Origin of the sequence: Pseudomonas triticifolii (assembly GCF_014358015.1) — a bacterium.
Lineage (GTDB): Bacteria > Pseudomonadota > Gammaproteobacteria > Pseudomonadales > Pseudomonadaceae > Aquipseudomonas > Aquipseudomonas triticifolii.
Genome location: NZ_JACONV010000001.1, coordinates 439,520 through 459,549, shown reverse-complemented (window position 1 = coordinate 459,549; position 20,030 = coordinate 439,520). Strand labels below are relative to the sequence as shown.

Sequence of the window (20,030 nt, the reverse complement as noted above, 5' to 3'; positions counted from 1 at the left end):
GGTTCACTCCGCCTGGGTCATGCCGATGGAGCGGCAAGGGTGGTCGATCAGGGTTTTCAGCTCGGCGTCCAGACCCAGCAGGGTCAGGGTCACGCCCATCATTTCCAGTGACGTGAAGTAGTTGCCGACGTAGCAGCGATGAATATTCAAGCCAAGGGCGCCGAGCTGGCGCTCCACTTCGGCGTAAAAGATGTACAGCTCCATGACGGGGGTTGCGCCGAGGCCCGAAACCAGCACCACGACGCTATCGTCACGGCCGAAATCCCGGTCAGCGAGTATTGGTGCCAGCATGCGTTCAGCCATCGCTGCCGCGGATTCGATGGGAATGACTTCAATGCCCGGCTCGCCGTGGTGGCCGATACCCAACTCCATCTGGCCGTCCGGGATCTGGAAGTTGGGCTTGCCGACGGCTGCGATGGTGCAAGGCGTCAGGCCGATGCCGATGGAGCGGCACTGGTCGACGGCTTTTTGCGCAACGCGGATCACGCCGTCCAGGTCGTAGCCCAGCGCCGCAGCCGCGCCGCCGGTTTTCCACATGAATATTTCCCCGGCCACCCCGCGACGTTTGGCAATGTCGGCTTTCGGGGCCGAGGCCACGTCGTCGTTGGCGACAACGGTGCGAATCTGCAAATCCTTGCTGGCGGCCATTTTCATCGCCAGCTTCACGTTCATGTTGTCGCCTGCGTAGTTGCCATACAGGCAGGCCACGCCCGCACCGTGATCGGCTGCGCGGAAGGCGTCGAAAAAGCTTTTGGCGGTCGGTGAAGAGAAGATTTCGCCCACCGCGACCGCATCCACCAGGCCTGGGCCGACATAGCCCAGAAAGGCGGGCTCGTGACCTGAACCACCGCCCGTTACGATCCCCACCTGGCCTTGTGGTGAGGGCCTGGTTTTACGGATGACCCTGGGGTTAGTGTCGCTTTGCGACAGCTCGGGGTGCGCAACCAGAATGCCGCGCAGCATGTCTTCGACCACTTGGTCCGGATCGTTGATGACTCGATTCATAACGCGGTGTCCTGTGTTCTTTTTATAAGGAGAGTGCGTATCAGGGTTCCAGTACGACTTTCAGCGACTTGTCGCCGCGTTCCATCACGGCAAAGGCTTCCTTGAAGTCGGCGAGGGCGAACTTGTGAGTCACCACGTCGCGCATGTCGATCTTGCGGTTGCCAATGAAATCAATGGCGCGTGGGTACATGTATGGCCCCAGATGTGAGCCCAGCACGTCCAGTTCCTTGCGGTCACCGATGATCGACCAATCTACCGTGGCTTCGTCGTTGAACACACTGAATTCAACGAAACGCCCCAGCTTGCGCAGCATCGCCAGGCCCTGATTGACCGCCTTGTGGTGTCCGGTGGCTTCTATATAGATGTCACAGCCGTAGCCTTCGGTGATGTCCCGAATCTTGGTCAGCACATCCACTTCGGCCGGGTTCCAGACTTCGTCGGCACCCATGCGCAGGGCGAGGGCGGCACGCTCGGGTTTCATGTCCAGCACGATCAGCTTTTTCGGGTTGCGCATGCGAACTGCGCCAATGATGCCCAGGCCCAGCGTACCCGCCCCGGCCACCACCACTACATCATCAAAATCGACATTGGCGCGTTCTGCCGCGTGCAGCGAGCACGCCAGCGGCTCGATCAGAATCGCTTCATCCGGCGCAATGGAATCGGGCACTTTATGAATGATGCCTTCCTTGGTGAAGATCATGTACTGGGCCATGGCACCCTGAACGTTATTCTGGAAACCGTACAGGTCGTGCTTCTGGCACATCCAGTACTGACCGTGGTTGCAGAAACGGCAGCCCCAGCACGGCACGATCTGTTCAGAAATCACCCGGTCGCCGACCTTCACGCCGCGTTTTTCTGCGCCAGGACCCAAGGCAACCACACGGCAGACGAACTCGTGGCCGGGGATCATCGGTGGTTTGACGTAGCGGGGCTGCTCGGCATCGCCCCAGAACGAGGGCGCGCCGCGGTAGGTCTTGATGTCGCCCATGCAGATCCCGCACAGCTCGACCTTGGTCAGAATCTCGTCCGGACCGGGCGTCGGGACGTCCACGGTTTCAAGGCGATAATCTTCCGGGCCATAACAGACCACGGCCTGCATGGTGGCGGGGATCACAGGTGAGAGTTGCTCGGCAGTGCGTTCGGTAACGGTGGACATGACGAAAACCTCGCGACAGAAAGTGAGTTACTGAATGCTGTAGCCGCCATCGATCACCACGTTTTCTCCGGTGATCATGCTGGCGACATCGCTGAGCAGGTACAGCGCCAGCGCAGCGATTTCCTCCGGCTGGGCGAAGCGGCCCGCCGGAATCTGCAATTTGGCCTTTTCACCCAGCTCGCCGGCCCAGGCTTTTTTGCCCAGTGCGGTCTCGACGATGGTGGGGGAGATGGCATTGACGGTAATGTGTGGCGCCCATTCCATGGCCAGCACCTTGGTCATGCCGACCACTGCAGCCTTGCTGGCGCAATAGGCGACGTGGCGATCCAGGCCAATGACCGCGGCCTGCGACGCCAGGTTGACGATGCGCCCGCTGCCTTGAGCGAGCATGTGTCGGGCGCAAGCCTGTGCCACGAAAAAGCTGGCCTTCAGGTTGATGTCCAGCGTGGTGTCCCATGCGTCTTCTGTGACGTCGGCAGCCTTGTCCAGCAACGCAACGCCTGCGCTGTTGATCAGGTAGTCCAGCCGCTTGAAGTGCTCAAATACACTGTCGATGCTGCGCTGCACCTGATCGAGCTGGCGCAGGTCCACGGCGAGACCGATGTGCCCGTCGCCAAGGCTCGCAGCGACATCGACCACCGCAGGGTCTCGGTCAAGCAGCGCAACCCGCGCGCCGCGCTCGACCAGCAGGCTGGCACAGGCCAGACCGATCCCGGCGGCTCCGCCAGTGATCACCGCGCACTTGCCGGTAAGGTCGAAGGCCTGATTCCAGAATCCAGACATGAACATGACTCCTGTGTTTTGGGGGGGTATCTGCCTATGCTCGTTGTCACACCGACTACTCATGGCTAGACACACATCTTGTCGCAGCCAACGGACTGTGGGAGGCGGCTTGCCGGCGATGCGTTTTTTGATGCTGCACATCAGAGACTGAGCTGACGCCATCGCCGGCAAGCCGCCTCCCACAGGTTTTGCATCCAGTCAGGCTCTCAGGTTTTGGCTGCCATCAGGGAAGCTACTTCCCGCCACTCACCTGCTGGTAAAGCGCATCGGCGTTGGCGTCCGTCACCGGCACCCACGGCAGGATGTAGTTCTTGTCTGTCCCGTCACCCCATTTCACGTCTTTGGCGTAGCGCGCCCAAATGACGGATTGTGGCTTGTAGTCCTTGCCTGCGAGGGCGCGCAGGGCAACGTCCAGTGCACCTTGGGATTGGGCCTGAGCGTCCTGAAGGAAGGTCGTTACTTCGTTTTTCTTGGCTGCCTGAATCGCATCCGGCATGCCGTCGATAGAGGTGACAGGGACTTCGGCAGGCGTCAGGCCACGGGATTTGACCGCTTGCAGCGCGCCGAGGGCCATGTCGTCGTTTTGCGCGATGATGCCGGAGATGCCGCCATTAGGGTGCGCGTTGAGCCAGTCTTCCGTCAGGGCCAGGGCTTCGGCGCGTGACCAGTTGGCGGTCTTCATCTCGATGATCTTGATGTCAGGGTGTTTCTTCAGGACTTCCATCTCGCCCTTTTCACGATCAATCTGGGCGGACTGGCCAATCGGCCCCTGAATGATCACGACATTGCCTTTGCCTTTGAGCTTGTCGACCATGGCCTGGGCCTGCAGTCGCCCACCCTCGACGTCGTCGTTGCCGACATAGGGCACCGTGGCGCTGGCCACGCGAGTATTGGAGGCAATGACCGGGATATCTTCGGCCATGGCGCGGGCCACGGTGCCGATCCCTGCCTTGGTGTCGATGGGCACGAAGATAATCGCGTCATAGCGCTGGGTGATCATGGTTTCGATCTGGTTGTTCTGGGTCAGCGCGTCATAGTTACCGTCGAACACGGTGATCTGCACGGTGCCGTTCTTGACTGCCGGGTGCTGCTTGAGCTCACGCACCCAGTTCTGCATGAACTGGCCCTTGAGTCCGTAGACGGCAGCGCCGATCTTGTAGGTCTTGCCATCTGCCGCCAGGGTGATGCTGCTGGCCAGCAGGGTGAGCGCCGCGACAGCGGCCAGGGAAGTGCCGAATTTCATGATGAGAACTCCGTTATTGTTGTAGTCAGTCGTTCATTCAGAGGAAAAGCGATTAGCGTTTTTTCTTGCGCCACACGTCGATCAGTACTGCGAACACGATGATCAGGCCCTTGGCGACCTGCTGGTAATAGGAAGAGACGCCGAGCAGGTTCAGGCCGTTGTTGATTACCCCGATCAGCAACGCACCGAACAGCGTGCCGACAATGCTGCCGGTGCCGCCTGACAGGCTTGTGCCTCCGATGACCACCGCGGCGATGGCGTCCAGCTCGTAGGACATACCAGCCTGGGGCAGGGCGGAGGTGGTTCGGGCGGACAGCACCACCCCGGCAAGGCCTGCGAGCAACCCGGACACCACGTACACCGAAAACACCACTTTGCGTACGCCGATGCCTGAGGTGCGGGCACTTTTCTCGTTGCCGCCAACGGCGTACACATAGCGGCCGTACGTGGTGTAGCGCAGCACCATCCAGAAGATCAGTGCAACCACCGCGAAGATGATGATGGGCACGCCAATCGGGCCAAGCTTGCCGATGCCCAGCGCCAGATAGGCTTCGGGCAGGTCGGTGACCGGGCTGCCGTCGTTGAGAATGAAGGTCATGCCGCGCGCAATGCTGAGCATGCCCAGCGTGGCGACAAAAGGCGGTATAGAGAGGTTGGCGACCATGAAGCCGTTGACCACACCCAGCATCGCCCCGGCGAACATCCCGGCACTGACGGCCGCCATCAAGCCGTAACCCTGGGTGGCAACCAGCGCGCTGCACAGCCCGGCGAACGCCAGAATCGAGCCGACCGACAGGTCGATGCCCTTGGTCAGGATCACGTAGGTCATGCCCACCGCAAGAATGCCGTTGATGGAGGTCTGGCGCAGGATGTCCATCCAGTTGCGCCAGGTCATGAAGTATTCGCTGGAAAAGGCCATCACGATACACAGCACAATGAACACCAGTGGCAGGCCAAAGCGGTCCAGCGAAAGACGCAGGCGGCTGCGAGGGGCGGCAGAAACGGGGGCGGTTATGGTTTTGGCATTCATGAGGCAAGACTCAACAGGGCTTCCTGGGAAAGGTCGGTGTCGCTGCTGATGGTCACCAGCTGCCCGGCCTTGAACACGGCGATCCGGTCGCTCAGGCGTAGCAATTCGGGCGCTTCGGACGACACCACGATGGCCGCGCCACCGGCTCGCACGAACTGGTCCAGCAGGTGGTAGATTTCCTGCTTGGCCCCTTCGTCGATGCCCCGGGTCGGTTCGTCGCAGAGCAGGCAGATCGGCGCGGTCGACAGGCATTTGGCGAGCACCACCTTTTGCTGGTTGCCGCCGCTCATGGATTCCACGGGGAGGTCAAGTGAAGTGGTCTTGATCTGCAGGCGCTTGACCATGTCTTCGGCCAGTCGGGTTTCCTTGCGGGCATTGATCAGCGACCAACTCGACAGCTGCTTGTAAGCCGACAGGGCGATGTTGGAGAGGATGCTGCTGCTGAGCACCAGGCCACTGTCCTTGCGGTCCTCGGTCACCAGCGACATCCCGGCGCGTATCGTGGCCTTGGGCAGACCGACCGGCATGGGCTTGCCTTGCAGGGTCACTGTGCCTGCGTCCGGCGTGGTGAGCCCGTAAATGCAATTGAGAAATTCGCTGCGCCCCGAGCCCATCAGGCCATAGATACCGAGGATTTCGCCCTGACGCAGTTGCAGGCTGATGTCGTGGAACTCGCCGTTGCGACTCAGGCCGTCCACGCTCAGGCAGCATTCGGCCGCGCATGCGCGGCCCACTTTATGGTCGATGCGCGTCAGTTCCTGACCCACGATGCCGCGGACCAGATGCGCCCGATCAATATCGGCCATGCGCCCGGTTTCGACGAACGCTCCGTCACGGAAGATGGTGTAGTCATCGGCAATCTGAGCCAGCTCGCTTAGGCGATGGGAGACATAGACGATGCCAGCGCCTCGGGCGGTCAGGCGGCGAATCGCCTTGAACAGCGTCTGCGCCTCGCGCTCGCCAATGGCCGAAGTGGGCTCATCCATGATCATGACTTCGCAGTCATGGCTGAACGCCTTGGCGATTTCCACCAGTTGAATCTGCGCCACGCTCAAGCGATGCATGGGGCTGGTGGCCTCGACATCGAACTCCAGGCTTTCGAGCAGTTCACGCGTGCGCCGGTTCAGCTCGCGGGTGTCGACAATACAGCCCGCCCGACGTGGCTCGCGGCCCAGCCAGATGTTCTCGGCCACGGTCATGTGCGGGATGGGTTCCAGCTCCTGAGTGATCATTGCGATCCCGGCCTCCAGCGCGTCACCCGGCCGATTGAACTGCACCGCATGGCCGTTGAGCAGGATGGTGCCGGCGTCACGCGGGGTGATGCCCATCAGAATGCTGAGGAAGGTCGATTTGCCTGCGCCGTTACCGCCGCACAGTGCATGAACACTGCCTGCGCGCAGTGAGAGACGGCCGTCGCGCAGGGCAGGGATGCCAGCATAGGCCTTGGCGACGTGTTCAGCCTGGAGCAGTAATGGCATGGCCATTGGCGTGTCCTCGTGCTGTGAATTCTTATTAGGTGCACTGGTGCAGCTCAGTGAGCATATGTGTATCAAATGAAATTCTGTGCAGTCAATCTCTTTCCTCGAAAATTTCAGAGCGGGCGATATGGCCGGCGTTAGACCGCTTGCTGGGCGCATGTTTGAGTCTTCACATAAAACTTGCTTGACAGAAGGGAGCGAATGTCTGAGAAATAAGTGATCGGAATTTCAAAGATTGAACATTTGGTCAGTCATAAGTGACCCCGGCAGTGGAGCCAAACGCCATGAACACATTTTTCCCGGTGGCCGTCGGATGCGATGAAGCGGGTTATGAGCTCAAAGAGTTGTTGAAGCGTCACATCGAGACACTGGGCTACCCGGTGACCGACTTCGGCACCCATTCCACCGCGCCGGTGCTGTACCCGGACATTGCGTTGGCCGTGGCAACGGCCATCAACGCCGGGCAGCAGCGGCTGGGCATACTGGTCTGTGGTACGGGAATCGGCATGGCGATTTCAGCCAACAAGGTGCTGGGCATTCGCGCCGCCCAGGCGCACGACACCTACTCGGCAGAGCGGGCGCGCAAGAGCAACGATGCGCAGATTCTGTCCATCGGCGCGCGGGTGATCGGCGCTGAACTGGCGAAAAGTATCGTCAAGTCCTTCCTGGAGTCGGAATTCGAAGCGGCGCGCTCCGGTGCCAAGGTCGATCGCATCAGCGCCATCGAGCGTGACGGCCATCAATAGTGGACGCAGGGGGTCGGGAGTAGGGAGAATGCGCCTTTGACGTCGAAACGGAAGCCCGTCCACATGAGTGACAGTAACCAGCGTATGGTCAGTGACATCGATCTGATGACCGAAGTCGCGATGCTTTATTACCTTGAGAACGTCACTCAGGAAGCCATCGCCAAACGTTTCGACCTGTCCCGCGCAAAAGTCAGCCGACTGCTCAAACGCGCACGTGACGAAGGCATTGTCGAGGTGCGTGTGCTGCAGCATCCGGCCATGAACAATGAGCTGGAACAGGCATTGGTCGAGCGCTTTCAACTGGATCGCGCGCTGATTGCAGTCGATCACAGCGACCCCGACACCCAGCGCTCGGCCGTTGCCAGTCTGGTTGCCAACTACCTGAACAAAACACTGAGCGACGGCATGATTGTCGCCGTCGGCATGGGGCGCAACGTCGGAGCGGTGGCGGATAACGTGTTCCTGCCGGTGACGCGCAACTGCACCTTTGTCTGCGCCATCGGTGGTTCGCTCAAGGCGGGCGAGTACATGAACCCCGACCACATCTGTCGGCGTCTGGCGCTGCGCTTTGGGGGTGAAAGCGAAAGCCTTTATGCCCCGGCGCTGGTCGCCAACCCGGAATTGCGTGGCGTCCTGATCAACAACGACACCGTACGTTCGACCCTGGACCGCGCTCGCCGCGCCGACATTGCGCTGATCGGCATTGGCGACATGAGCGAGAACAGCAACATGGTGCGCATGGGCTGGTTCTCGCCACAGGAAATTGCTCAGGCCCGGTTATCTGGCACCGTGGGCGACATGATGGGCTATGACTTCATCGACATCCATGGCCAGCCTGCGGTCAACGCCATTCAGGGCCGGGTGATTGGACTCACCGTTCAGGAGCTGTTTCGCATCCCTGATGTGGTCGCCATTGCCAGTGAAAACACCAAGGCGGCGGCAACGCTGGGTGCGCTGCGTTCCGGTGTGATCAATACGTTGGCAACCACAGTGACCAATGCGCATACGATCCTGGCGCTGGACGACGCAACGCGCAAGCGGTGAGCTTCGGGCTTTATCCGATTGATCGCCAGACAGAGCAGCAAGCGCTTGCCTTAGGGTCCAGCCATCCACTTGGCCAGGCTGTGCCGACCGCTGACGCCCAGTTTTGCGGTGGCGCGCTTGAGGTAAGTTTCCACCGAGCTGTTCTTGACGTTCAGCCGCCGTGCCATCTCCGCAACCGAGCCTCCCGTCAGCAAGCCTATGCAGACTTCCTGTTCGCGGGCTGACAGCGTGATTGCGTCCTGCGCCAGGCGTCCGCTGAACGCTTCATCGATCGATCCGGGCTCGACGTCGATTTTTTCCGCGGTTGATTGCGCCAGCCACTGTGAATGGTGCTCGACCAGCGGCAGCAGCATGTCGGAAAGGCTCTTGAGTAACGACAATTCGCTCAACGAAAACGCTTTTGTTCCCGTCAGGCGATAAAGGCAGATGACCCGCCGCAGATCGCCACTGCTGGAGACCAGGCTGCAGATATGCACGTCGCGGCGTGCGCATTTCTGTCCTACGGACGCTTTTGTCTGGATCAGTAACGAGTCGTCCATCTGCACAATGCTCGGCAGCAGTGACTGACGCAGCATGTCCGATGCGTAAAGATCATGCTGCAAGCCTGCACCACCCAGGCAGGTAATGCGCTCGATCTGTGACTGAGTTGTATCGAGCGTCCATTCACTCAGGTCAATGCCCTGGACAGAGACCAGAGAGTCGACGAGTTGCAGCATTTGTCCGGTGAATGACGAGCCGCCAGTGCTCGAAACCAACTGACCCAGTTCCAGATAGAAGCGCGGGTCATAGCGAGTGTTCGGCGAGCGTGTCGTTTTCATCTATCTATCCTCCCTGATTCTGATCGTGCATTGGAGCTGCCCTGTTGTGAGCTCGTCGCGGGGTAATGACGGATGCACTGGATGATTTGGCGTATTCAACCGAAGGATCTATCCGACGTCTGTAGCAGAAAACAGGGACAGACATACCGCCCGATTCATTACACAGGGCAAGTAGAACTCGTCAGCACTGGATCAGCATCATCCTACGCAAGCGCCGAGGCGTCTATCTGAGGATGCTGAGTGATGGCTATACGCCAGCGTCCGGGTTTAGCGGGACAGACACTGATAATGACCAATGGTTCAATTCGTGACTTATTTGCCAAGAAGGACCTTGAGCCATGTCGGCCGTCGACCTGTTCCCCCTGACCGCGCCCCAACGTGATATCTGGCTTGACCAGATCAGCCGCGGCGACTCGCCTCTCTATAACATCGGCGGCTACTTGAAGCTGGTTGGCCGCGTGAATCCCGTGATGCTGCAGCGCGCGCTTGAGCAACTGCTGGCCGCGCATGACTGCTTTCGTACAGTGCTGGTGCCGGGCGCAGGGGCTGATGGTCTGCCGATGCAGACCTACGCCGAGTTCATGCCGGTCTCTCTGCCGTTGCACGATTTACGTGATCATCCCGAGCGGGTCGAGGCGGCGCAGACGTTGATACGCGAGCAAATGCAGCGTCCCTATGCGCTGGACGGCAGCCCGTTGTTTCGTTCATGTCTGGTGCGCTTATGTGAAGACCAGCATTGGCTGGTCATTCAGGCTCACCACCTTATCCTTGACGGCTGGGGCTTCGGGCAGATGCTCAAGTTTATTGGTGAGCATTACACCGCGCTCTGTGAAGGCAGCAGTCTCGACAGCCAGGGATTGTCCTACAGCGAGTTCATCAGCGATGACGCGCGCTACCATGACTCGCCCCGTCATGCGCGGGACAAGGCGTATTGGCTGGACAAGTACCGGGAACTGCCCGAGCCGCTGCTGGTGTCCCGTTATCACAACCGCAGATCGACCGACCCGGCGCCATCCCATACCTGGGTCCAGGCGTTTCCCGCCGCGCTGCATGCGCGCATGCACCAGTTTGCCAAACCCCTTGGTGCCTCGGCGTTTCACGTTCTGCTGGCCGCGCTGCATATCTACTTCACCCGCACTGCACAGCGCGACGACTGGGTGGTCGGCTTGCCATTGCTCAATCGCACCGGCGCGCGTTTCAGGGCTACGTTGGGGCATTTCGCGCAAGTCAGTGCGGTGCGTATGGACTTTGCGCAGGGACTTGATTTCGCTGCCTTGGTCACCGCAGTGCGTGACACCCTCAAGCAGGACTTCCGCCATCAGCGTTTTGCGCTCAGCGAGCTCAATCGCACTCTGGGTATTTCCCGCGAGGAGCGGGCGCAGTTGTTCGAGGTCTCTGTGTCCTACGAGCAGGATGACCATGACTACCGTTATGGCGATACTCAAGCACAGGCCGTGAAAGTCTCCAACGGCTACGAAACCACGCCTCTGGCGTTGCACATGCGCACCAACAGGTTCAGTGATCAGGCGTGGTTGCATGTGGTTCATCACCGCGCCTGGTTCAATGATGCCGAAGCCCACGCGATTGGTGAGCGCCTGTTACAGGTGATCGAGCAGGGGCTGGAGAATCCCTCGCTGTGCGCCGAAGCGTTCGATGTGCTGACGCCCGCCGAACGTCAGCAGATCAGCCAGTGGAACGCCACCGAAACGGTTGTTACAGACCAGCAGTTGATCCATCGACGTATCGAGCAGCATGCCCATGAGCGTCCGCAGGCAGTGGCGGCCGTCTTTGACGGGCAACGCCTGACCTATCGACAGCTCAACCGCAGCGCCAACAGCCTGGCGCTACGGCTTATCGAATCAGGCATCGTGGCTGACGACCGCGTTGCCGTTGTATCGCGACGCGGGCTGGACACACTGGTGAGTCTGCTGGCCGTTCTCAAGGCCGGTGCTGCTTATGTGCCGATCGATCCCGCGCATCCGCGCGAGCGACTGGCCTATCTACTGGGTGACAGCGCGCCGTCGGTGGTGCTGACGCGTGCGAATCTGCGTGAGCGCCTGCCACTGCTGACTCAACCGGTGATCGAACTGGACGACTGCAATGAGGAGAGCGGCCCCGACCTCAACCCAGACGTCACGTCCCTTTGCAGTCAGCACCTGGCGTACGTGATTTACACCTCCGGGTCCACTGGGCAGCCCAAAGGCGTCATGGTGGAACACCGAATGCTTGCCAATCTGGTGGACTGGCACTGTGATGCGTTCAAGCTGAAGGCGGGCGGGCATGCTTCCTGTCTGGCCGGGTTTGGTTTCGATGCGATGGCCTGGGAGGTATGGCCGACCCTGTGCGCGGGCGCTACCCTGCATCTGGCACCGGTTCAGGAGAGCGGCGAAGACATCGACGCGCTGCTGCGCTGGTGGCTGACCCAGCCCCTGGATGTCAGCTTCCTGCCAACGCCGGTGGCTGAGTACGCGTTCAGCCTGGACGAAGATCATCCGACGTTGCGCACCCTGCTAATTGGCGGTGACCGCCTTCGCCAGTTTGCCGAGAACCGACGTTATGACGTCGTCAACAACTATGGCCCCACCGAAACCACGGTGGTTGCCACCTCCGGGCGCGTGCGCGCGGGTGCATCACTGCACATCGGCGGTCCGATTGCCAACACGCGGGTCTACGTGCTGGATGAACGACTGCAGCCAATGCCCATCGGCGTGACAGGCGAGCTGTACATCGGCGGCTCAGGTGTCGCCCGAGGCTATCTCAACCGGTCGCAGATGACGCAAGAGCGCTTCCTCGCCGATCCGTTCAGCCAGGATCCACAGGGACGCATGTACCGCAGCGGCGATCTGGTGCGCTGGAATGCTGACGGTACGCTGGATTATCAGGGCCGCAACGATGATCAGATCAAGATTCGCGGCATGCGCATCGAACCAGGCGAAATCGAGGCAGCGATTACCAGCCAGACAGGCGTCAAGGAAGCTGTGGTGCTGGTGCGTGACGAGCAACTGTTGGCCTGGTTCACTGAAACCTCGGCAGTTGACCCTGACCACTTGCGCCAGACCCTGCGGGCCAGTCTGCCTGCCTATATGGTGCCGCGTGCGTTCACCCGGCTGGACGTTCTGCCGCTGACCGCCAACGGCAAACTTGACCGCCGCGCCTTGCCGGATCCGGACCCGGCCTACTTGCTGGGGCACGCGTACGAGGCACCGACAGGCGAGACTGAAATCGCGATGGCAGCTGTCTGGGCGCAGGTGTTGGGCGTCGAGCAAGTAGGGCGTCATGACAACTTCTTCGAGCTGGGAGGCCATTCTTTACTGGCGATCACGCTGGTAGAGCGTTTGCGCACGGCCGGGCTCAATGCCGATGTGCATGTACTGCTGTCACAACCGACGGTCGCTGCACTGGCGGCAAGCAAGGACAATGCCCGCGCGTTCAGCGTACCGGCCAATGCCGTGCCGCCTGCCTGTGAGCGCATCACCCCACAGATGCTGAGCCTGACGCGTCTTGATCAGGCTGCGATCGACCGCATCGTCGCCAGCGTGCCGGGCGGCGCGGCCAATGTGCAGGAAATCTACCCGCTGGCGCCGTTGCAGGAAGGCATCCTCTATCATCATTTGTCTGCCACCCAAGGCGATCCGTACCTGCTGCAATGGCGCCTGGCGTTCGACAGCGTGGAGCGTTTGCACGCATGGACCGATGCGCTGCAGCAGGTCATCAACCGCCACGATATCCTGCGGACCGCCGTGGTCTGGGAAGGGCTTGAAAGTGCGCAGCAGGTGGTCTGGCGCCAGGCCGATCTGCTGGTGCAGCCGATCAGTCTCGACCCCGATTACGTGGCTGGCGAGAACGCCGCCATCAGTGTCATGGATCGTCTGCATCAGCGATTCGACGCCCGCCATCATCGTCTGGACATTTCCCAGGCACCCTTGATGCGACTGGTCCATACCCATGATCCGGCCAACGGCGAAGTGGCTGCCGTGCTGTTGTTCCACCACCTGGTGCTCGACAACGCCGCGATGGAGGTTGTCACCCGGGAAATGGAAGCGTTGTTGCTTGACCGACAGGCGAATCTGGCCGCGCCGGTGCCTTACCGCAACTACGTGGCGCAGGTGCGCCTGCACAGCGACGACGCCCGGCACGAGGCGTTCTTCAGTGACATGCTGAGCGATGTGGACGAAGCCACGTTGCCCTTCGGCGTGCAGGACGTGCACGCCGACGGCAGTGATATCGAGCAGGCCCGACGCGTGCTCGACAGCGACCTGGCGCTGCGCGTGCGCGAGCAGTCCCGACAATTGGGTGTGAGTGCGGCGAGCCTGATGCACGCTGCATGGGCGCGTGTCCTGAGTGTGATCGCCAACCGCCAGGACGTGGTGTTCGGCACGGTACTGCTGGGACGCATGCAGGGTGGCGAGGGCGCGGATCGGGCGCTGGGCGTGTTCATCAACACCTTGCCGCTGCGTATCGATACTGCCAGCAGCACTCGCCAGGCCGTGAAAACCGTGCATTCACGGCTGTCAGCCTTGATCGCTCATGAACAGGCCTCACTGGTGCTGGCACAGCGTTGCAGCGGCGTGGCGTCCGGCTCACCACTGTTCAGCGCGTTGCTCAATTATCGCCACAGTGCTGCCGTCCGGCCGCGCGATGGCGAAGGCGTGTGGCAGGGCGTACGCGTGCTGGGTGGCGAGGTGCGCAGCAATTACCCGCTGACCCTGAGTGTCGACGATCTGGGCGAAGGCTTCGACCTGCACGTGCTGTCCCGACAAGGCATGGGTGCCGAGCGCATTGCAGGCTGGATGCATAACGCTGTGGCGAATCTGGTGCAGGCACTGGAGCAGGGCGTGCCGGAACCGCTGCAAAGCCTGTCGATTCTGGACGCTGCCGAGCGTGAGCGGTTGCTAAGCGCTTTCAATGTCAGCGCACACCGTTTTGCCGAAGGTCTGACGGTGCATGCGCAGGTGGAGTCCAGCGTTGCACGCAATCCGCAGGCTCTGGCCGTTGTTCAGGGCGATGAGACAATGACGTACGCCGAACTCAATCAGCGTGCCAACCGCCTTGCGCATCACTTGATCGGTCTGGGCGTGAAGCCGGATGAGCGTATTGCGTTGTGCCTGCGTCGTGGCTCGGGCCGTATGGTCGGCATGCTGGCGATCCTCAAAGCTGGAGCCGCCTACGTTCCAATAGACCCGGCTTACCCTGCAGAGCGCATTGCCTATCTGCTGGAAGACAGCGCACCCCGTGCAGTCGTGACCGAAAATTCGACCGCAAACCTGGTCGGCCAGGTGTTTCAAGTCAATCTGCAACACAGCGACTGGCATGACGCACCTGACAGTAATCCACAGGTGGCAGGCCTCAACGACCATCATCTGGCTTACGTCATTTATACCTCAGGCTCCACTGGCCAACCGAAGGGCGTGATGGTGGAGCATCACACCCTGAGCAATCTGGTGCACTGGCATTGTCAGGCGTTCGACCTGCACGCCGGCAGCCACACCAGCAGTGTGGCCGGTTTCGGTTTCGACGCCATGGCGTGGGAGGTCTGGCCAGCGCTCTGCGCCGGTGCCGTATTGCATGTGCCACCTGCCGAGGTGGCCAACGAGCAGGTCGATGCATTACTCGACTGGTGGCTGGAGCAACCGCTTCAGGTCAGCTTTTTGCCGACGCCAGTGGCTGAACAGGCGTTTGGTCGCGCCCGTCAGCATCCCACGCTGAGCACGCTGTTGATCGGCGGAGACCGCCTGCGCCAGTTCGATAAAGACCCAGGGTTTGCGGTCATCAACAATTATGGCCCGACGGAAACCACCGTGGTCGCTACCTCAGGACAGGTGACACCAGGCGCGTCGCTGCACATTGGCGGACCGGTGGCCAACACACGTCTTTACGTGCTGGATGAGCAGCGGCAACCCGTGCCGGTCGGCGTGATCGGCGAGCTTTACATCGGGGGTGCAGGTGTTGCACGTGGCTACCTGAACCGCCCGGATCTGACCGAAGAGCGATTCATTGCCGATCCATTCTGCACGAAGGCGCAGGCAAGCATGTACCGCAGTGGCGATCTGGTGCGCTGGAATGCCGAGGGCACGCTGGATTACGTGGGACGTAACGACGATCAGGTCAAGATTCGCGGGATGCGTATCGAACTGGGTGAGATCGAGACGGCCCTTGCCGCTCAACCCGGCATCAAGGATGCCGTGGTGCTGGTGCGCAACGAGCGCCTGCTGGCCTGGTTCACCGAGACGGTTACCGTGGACCCGGAGGCGTTGCGTCAGGCGCTGTTCGACCGATTGCCGGGGCACATGGTGCCACTGGCGTGCATGCGCCTGACGGCCTTGCCGCTGACCAGCCACGGCAAACTGGACCGCCGGGCCTTGCCGGACCCTGAGCTTGCCGACCTGACGGCCAACCGCTATGAGGCCCCGCAAGGCGAAACCGAGATGGTCATTGCCGGCCTGTGGGAGCAGGTGCTGGGCCTGGAGCGAGTCGGGCGGCATGACAACTTTTTCGAGCTGGGCGGGCATTCGCTGCTGGCCGTGAGTCTGGTCGAGCGGATGCGCAACGCCGGGCTGAGTGCCGACGTGCGCGTATTGCTTGGCCAGCCGAGCGTGGCGGCACTGGCAGCTTCGGTCGGCAATGGCCGTGAGGTCGCGGTGCCGGACAATAATGTGCCCGAAGGCTGCACACGTATCACGCCGGACATGCTGAGCCTGACGCATCTTGATCAAACGGCCATCGACCGCATCGTAGCAACCGTGCCTGGCGGCGCTGCCAATGTGCAGGAAATCTATCCGCTGGCGCCGCTTCAGGAAGGCATTCTTTATCACAACCTGACGGCGCAGCAGGATGATCCGTACCTGCTGCAATTACGTCTGAATTTCGACAGCATGGCGCGTCTGCAGCATATTGCCGAGGCGCTGCGCAAGGTTATCGCGCGTCACGACAGCCTGCGTACCGCGGTGATCTGGGAAGGCCTGCAAGCGCCGCAGCAAGTGGTCTGGCGGCACGCCGAGCTGCGTGTCGAGGAAGTGGCCGATCAGACCAGACCGGCACCCATGCGTCTGGATCGTGCGCCATTGATGCGACTTGACTACAGCCAGGATCCGTCAAGCGAAAGCGTATCTGCGACCTTACTGTTCCACCACATCGTGGTCGATGCGACGGCACTGGAAGTGATGCGCGAGGAAATTCTCGCCCATCTGTGCGGTGCCCCCGAACCCACTCAGGTTGCCGTGCCCTATCGCAATTACGTGGCTCAGGCGCGTCTGGGTGTCAGCGAGGCTGAGCACGAAGCCTATTTCCGCGAACAACTGGGTGATATCGACGAACCAACGCTGCCGTTCGGACTGCGGGATGTGCAAGGTGATGGCCGCAGCATTGAAGAAAGCCAGCAGACGCTGCCAGACGAGCTGGTACGACGCCTGCGCAGTCAGGCACGGCAACTGGGCGTCAGCGTTGCCAGCCTGTTTCACCTCGCGTGGGGTCGGGTACTGGCGGCAGCCACCGGCAACGACCGCGTGGTGTTCGGTACGGTGTTGCTGGGAAGGTTGCAAGGCGGTGCCGGGGCGGATCGCGGTATGGGCATGTTCATTAATACCCTGCCTGTGCGCGTCGATCTGGTGGATGTCAGCGTGCGTGATGGCGCACGCACCACACACGCCCGGCTCGCGACGTTGCTGGGACATGAACACGCGTCCCTGGCTCAGGCGCAGCGTTTCAGCGGTGTGGCGGCATCCTCGCCGCTGTTCAGCGCCATCCTTAACTATCGCCACAGTGCAGGGCAGGCACGCCAGGACGCACAGCGCGACACCTGGCGCGGTCTGGAGATTCTGGCCAGTGAAAAACACACCAATTATCCGCTGAGCCTGAATGTCGACGACCTGGGCGAGTCCTTGCGCCTGTCGGTCACCGTTGCGCCGAAAGTGGGGGCTGAACGCATCTGTGGCTACATGCAGCAGGCGCTGACCGGGCTGGTGGACGCGCTGGACACCGAGCCCGATCTGCCTGTGCTGCATCTGCCAGTGCTTGAGCCCCGCGAGCGTCAGCAATTGCTCGACGGCTTCAACGCAACGGCGGTCGCCCATGACCCGCAACAGACGCTTGTGGATCTGTTCGAGGCTCAGGTCGCCCTTACGCCACAGGCCATTGCCGTGCTGGGCGAGGATGCGCAGTTGAGTTGGCAGCAGCTCAACGAGCAGGCCAACGCTCTGGCTCACCATTTGATCGACCAAGGCGTACAGCCTGACGACCGGGTCGCTATCTGTGTCGAACGAGGCACATTGATGGTGGTCGGCCTGCTGGCCATCCTCAAGGCGGGCGGTGCCTACGTGCCGCTCGACCCGGGTTATCCCCGCGAACGCCTGCATTACATGCTTGAAGACAGCGCGCCGAAAGCGCTGCTCGTACAGGCATCGACCCGCAATCTGCTGGAAAACGAGCACACATTACGGATTGATCTGGACGCCGCGAACTGGAATCCCCAGCGCACCGCCAACCCTGCCGTCGCAGGTCTGACGGCCCGTCATCTGGCGTACGTGATCTACACCTCGGGCTCCACCGGGACGCCGAAGGGGGTGATGGTCGAGCACCGCAACCTGGCGAATCTGGTGCGTTGGGGCTCATTGCTGTGCCCGGCGACTCAGCACGGCGCGCTGTTGCACAAGACGCCCATCAGTTTCGATGCCTCGGTCTGGGAGATTTTCTGGCCGCTGTGCAGTGGCCTGCCGCTGGTCCTGGCCCGGCCTGACGGGCAGCGTGATCCAGTCTATCTGGCGCGGCTGATCCGGGATCAGAAGGTCAGCGTGGTGCAATTCGTTCCGGTACTGCTCCAGCAGTTTCTTGACCTGCCGGACAGCAGCCAGTGTTACAGCCTCACCGACATCGTCTGTGGTGGCGGCGAGTTGACTGCCGCACTGGCCGAACAAGTGCGTTCGCGTCTGCCGTGGGTACGCCTGCATAACGTTTATGGACCGACCGAAACCACCGTCGATTGCAGCGTCTGGACGCTGGACCCAAACATGCCGCTGCCGGAGGCCACGCTGCCCATTGGTCGACCGATCAGCAACACGCGTCTTTACGTGCTGGATCGACATGACCAGCCGGTGCCGCAGGGCGTGATCGGTCACCTGCACATCGGCGGCGCCGGTGTCACCCGTGGTTACCTGAATCTGCCCGAGCAGCAGGCCGAGCGTTTCATTGACAGCCCATTCGTCGAAGGCGATCGCCTGTACCGCAGTGGCGATCTGGTTCGCCAGCAGGCGGATGGCAATCTGGAGTTTCTGGGTCGCAATGACGATCAGGTGAAAATCAACGGGCTGCGTATCGAGCCGGGTGATATTCAGGCCTGCCTGATTCGGCACCCCGGTATCGAACAGGCCGTTGTGATGGTGCGCGACGAGCCGCCAGGCGGTCAGCGACTGGTGGCCTATTACACCGGCGCTGCGCAGTCGGTTGAAGTATTGCGCGACTCCGTGGGCAAACACCTGCCGAACTACATGGTTCCGGCTCTTTACGTGCACCTCGACGCCTTGCCGCTGAGCCCGAACGGCAAACTGGACCGCCAGGCGCTGCCTATACCGGGCGCCGAAGCATTGTTGTCCAGACCTTATGAAGCACCTGAAGGCGAGATGGAAACCCTGCTGGCCGACCTCTGGCGCGAACTGCTCGGCGTCGAGCACGTCGGTCGTCACGACAATTTCTTCGAGCTGGGCGGCCACTCGCTGCTGGCGGTCAGCCTGACCGCGCGCCTGCGTCAGGAAGGCCTTGAAGCCGACGTCCGCGCACTGTTCGAGCACCCTACGCTGGCGGGCTACGCAGCCATCACAGAGAACATGGAGATTATCCTGTGAGCATCAACGAACTCTTGGCAACACTGAAAGCCAACGACATCCACCTGACGGTCAAGGATGGTCAACTGGTGGTGCAGGGCAATCGCCGCGCATTGACCGACAAAGGTCTGCTGGACAGCCTGCGTGAACACAAGCCAGCGCTGATCGAACGCCTTGAGCAAGGCGACTCGCTGACCAACCGACGCGGCGTGCAGGACTTCCCGGAAAACGCGATTCCGAACGGCTGCGCCCACATCACCCCCGACATGCTGACGCTGGTGGTGCTCGACCAGCCCGCCATCGATCAACTGGTCCAGGCCATACCGGGCGGTGCCGCCAATGTGCAGGACCTGTACCCGCTGGCACCCTTGCAGCAGGGCATTCTGTATCACCACGTCACCGCAACCCATGGCGACCCGTATGTGATGCAGGTGGAATTCGCCTTTGCCGACCGCGAACGTCTCGACGCGTTTGCCCTGGCGCTGCAAACCGTGATTGCGCGCCACGACATCCTGCGCACCTCGGTGCACTGGGAGGGGCTGGATACGCCGGTTCAGGTGGTCTGGCGCCACGCAGAACTGGTAGTCGATACCTTGCCGAGTGCGCAGGGCATCACGCTGGATCTGGGCCAGGCACCGTTGATCCGTCTGATCTGCCATCAGGACGCTGACGACGGCGTCAAGGCGACGCTGGTGTTCCACCACATCGCTATGGACCACAGCGCGCTTGAAGTGGTACGCCACGAAATACAGGCGTGTCTGTCGGGGCAGGCCGAGGCGTTGGGCACGCCGGTGCCGTTCCGCAAGTACGTGGCGCAGGCGCTGCTCGGTGTCAGCGAAGCCGAGCATGAAGCGTTTTTCCGCGACATGCTCGGCGATCTGGACGAGCCGACACTGGCGTACGACCTGCAAGACC

At 61.3% G+C, this 20,030-nt stretch carries 11 protein-coding genes (1 of these 11 cut by a window edge); 4 read left to right on the top strand and 7 right to left on the bottom strand.

Going from position 1 to position 20,030, the window contains the following annotated elements; all coding sequences use genetic code 11:
• Positions 1-3 precede the first annotated feature (3 nt).
• From H8S56_RS01900 to H8S56_RS01875, 6 genes are all read right to left on the bottom strand, one after another.
• Positions 4-1,005 (bottom strand): dihydroxyacetone kinase subunit DhaK, encoded by a 1,002-nt coding sequence (locus tag H8S56_RS01900; RefSeq protein ID WP_187517704.1) that lies wholly within the window; start codon positions 1,003-1,005, stop codon positions 4-6.
• Between the two features lie 40 nt (positions 1,006-1,045).
• Positions 1,046-2,161, bottom strand: a complete 1,116-nt coding sequence (locus tag H8S56_RS01895) for an MDR/zinc-dependent alcohol dehydrogenase-like family protein (protein WP_024686372.1) — start codon at positions 2,159-2,161, stop codon at positions 1,046-1,048.
• A 27-nt stretch (positions 2,162-2,188) separates the two neighbouring features.
• On the bottom strand, positions 2,189-2,944 hold the full coding sequence (locus H8S56_RS01890) for an SDR family oxidoreductase (RefSeq protein WP_024694782.1): 756 nt from the start codon (positions 2,942-2,944) through the stop codon (positions 2,189-2,191).
• Positions 2,945-3,176: 232 nt separating this feature from the next.
• Positions 3,177-4,187, bottom strand: a complete 1,011-nt coding sequence (locus H8S56_RS01885; protein ID WP_024696352.1) for a substrate-binding domain-containing protein — start codon at positions 4,185-4,187, stop codon at positions 3,177-3,179.
• Between the two features lie 52 nt (positions 4,188-4,239).
• Positions 4,240-5,217 (bottom strand): ABC transporter permease, encoded by a 978-nt coding sequence (locus tag H8S56_RS01880; RefSeq protein ID WP_187517703.1) that lies wholly within the window; start codon positions 5,215-5,217, stop codon positions 4,240-4,242.
• Positions 5,214-6,701, bottom strand: coding sequence for a sugar ABC transporter ATP-binding protein (locus tag H8S56_RS01875; RefSeq protein ID WP_187517702.1), 1,488 nt, complete (start codon positions 6,699-6,701; stop codon positions 5,214-5,216). Before H8S56_RS01875 ends, H8S56_RS01880 begins: the two co-directional genes overlap by 4 nt.
• 278 nt (positions 6,702-6,979) lie before the next feature.
• Here H8S56_RS01875 and rpiB point away from each other — a divergent pair, with 278 nt between their 5' ends.
• Positions 6,980-7,441: a ribose 5-phosphate isomerase B gene (gene rpiB / locus H8S56_RS01870; protein ID WP_024689467.1), complete on the top strand. Its 462-nt coding sequence runs from the start codon at positions 6,980-6,982 to the stop codon at positions 7,439-7,441.
• Positions 7,442-7,504: 63 nt separating this feature from the next.
• Positions 7,505-8,485: a sugar-binding transcriptional regulator gene (locus tag H8S56_RS01865; RefSeq protein WP_187517701.1), complete on the top strand. Its 981-nt coding sequence runs from the start codon at positions 7,505-7,507 to the stop codon at positions 8,483-8,485.
• 50 nt (positions 8,486-8,535) lie between these two features.
• On the opposite strand, the gene H8S56_RS01860 is transcribed toward H8S56_RS01865, so the two are convergent.
• Positions 8,536-9,303: a helix-turn-helix transcriptional regulator gene (locus tag H8S56_RS01860; RefSeq protein WP_187517700.1), complete on the bottom strand. Its 768-nt coding sequence runs from the start codon at positions 9,301-9,303 to the stop codon at positions 8,536-8,538.
• A 338-nt stretch (positions 9,304-9,641) separates the two neighbouring features.
• Here H8S56_RS01860 and H8S56_RS01855 point away from each other — a divergent pair, with 338 nt between their 5' ends.
• Complete coding sequence (locus H8S56_RS01855) at positions 9,642-19,136, top strand: non-ribosomal peptide synthetase (protein WP_187517699.1); 9,495 nt, start codon at positions 9,642-9,644, stop codon at positions 19,134-19,136.
• A protein-coding gene (locus H8S56_RS01850; RefSeq protein ID WP_187517698.1) for a non-ribosomal peptide synthetase crosses the window boundary here: on the top strand, positions 19,133-20,030 show its 5' end (the start). 16,850 nt of this gene lie beyond the right edge of the window; the window shows 898 of its 17,748 coding nt (coding positions 1-898); it begins with the start codon at positions 19,133-19,135; the stop codon falls past the right edge of the window. The genes H8S56_RS01855 and H8S56_RS01850 overlap by 4 nt, the downstream gene beginning before the upstream one ends.

Coding starts and splice junctions, on each gene's coding strand:
- H8S56_RS01900 (WP_187517704.1), bottom strand. CDS start 1,005: ATGAATCGAGTCATCAACGATCCGGACCAAGTGGTCGAAGACATGCTG.
- H8S56_RS01895 (WP_024686372.1), bottom strand. CDS start 2,161: ATGTCCACCGTTACCGAACGCACTGCCGAGCAACTCTCACCTGTGATC.
- H8S56_RS01890 (WP_024694782.1), bottom strand. CDS start 2,944: ATGTCTGGATTCTGGAATCAGGCCTTCGACCTTACCGGCAAGTGCGCG.
- H8S56_RS01885 (WP_024696352.1), bottom strand. CDS start 4,187: ATGAAATTCGGCACTTCCCTGGCCGCTGTCGCGGCGCTCACCCTGCTG.
- H8S56_RS01880 (WP_187517703.1), bottom strand. CDS start 5,217: ATGAATGCCAAAACCATAACCGCCCCCGTTTCTGCCGCCCCTCGCAGC.
- H8S56_RS01875 (WP_187517702.1), bottom strand. CDS start 6,701: ATGGCCATGCCATTACTGCTCCAGGCTGAACACGTCGCCAAGGCCTAT.
- rpiB (WP_024689467.1), top strand. CDS start 6,980: ATGAACACATTTTTCCCGGTGGCCGTCGGATGCGATGAAGCGGGTTAT.
- H8S56_RS01865 (WP_187517701.1), top strand. CDS start 7,505: ATGAGTGACAGTAACCAGCGTATGGTCAGTGACATCGATCTGATGACC.
- H8S56_RS01860 (WP_187517700.1), bottom strand. CDS start 9,303: ATGAAAACGACACGCTCGCCGAACACTCGCTATGACCCGCGCTTCTAT.
- H8S56_RS01855 (WP_187517699.1), top strand. CDS start 9,642: ATGTCGGCCGTCGACCTGTTCCCCCTGACCGCGCCCCAACGTGATATC.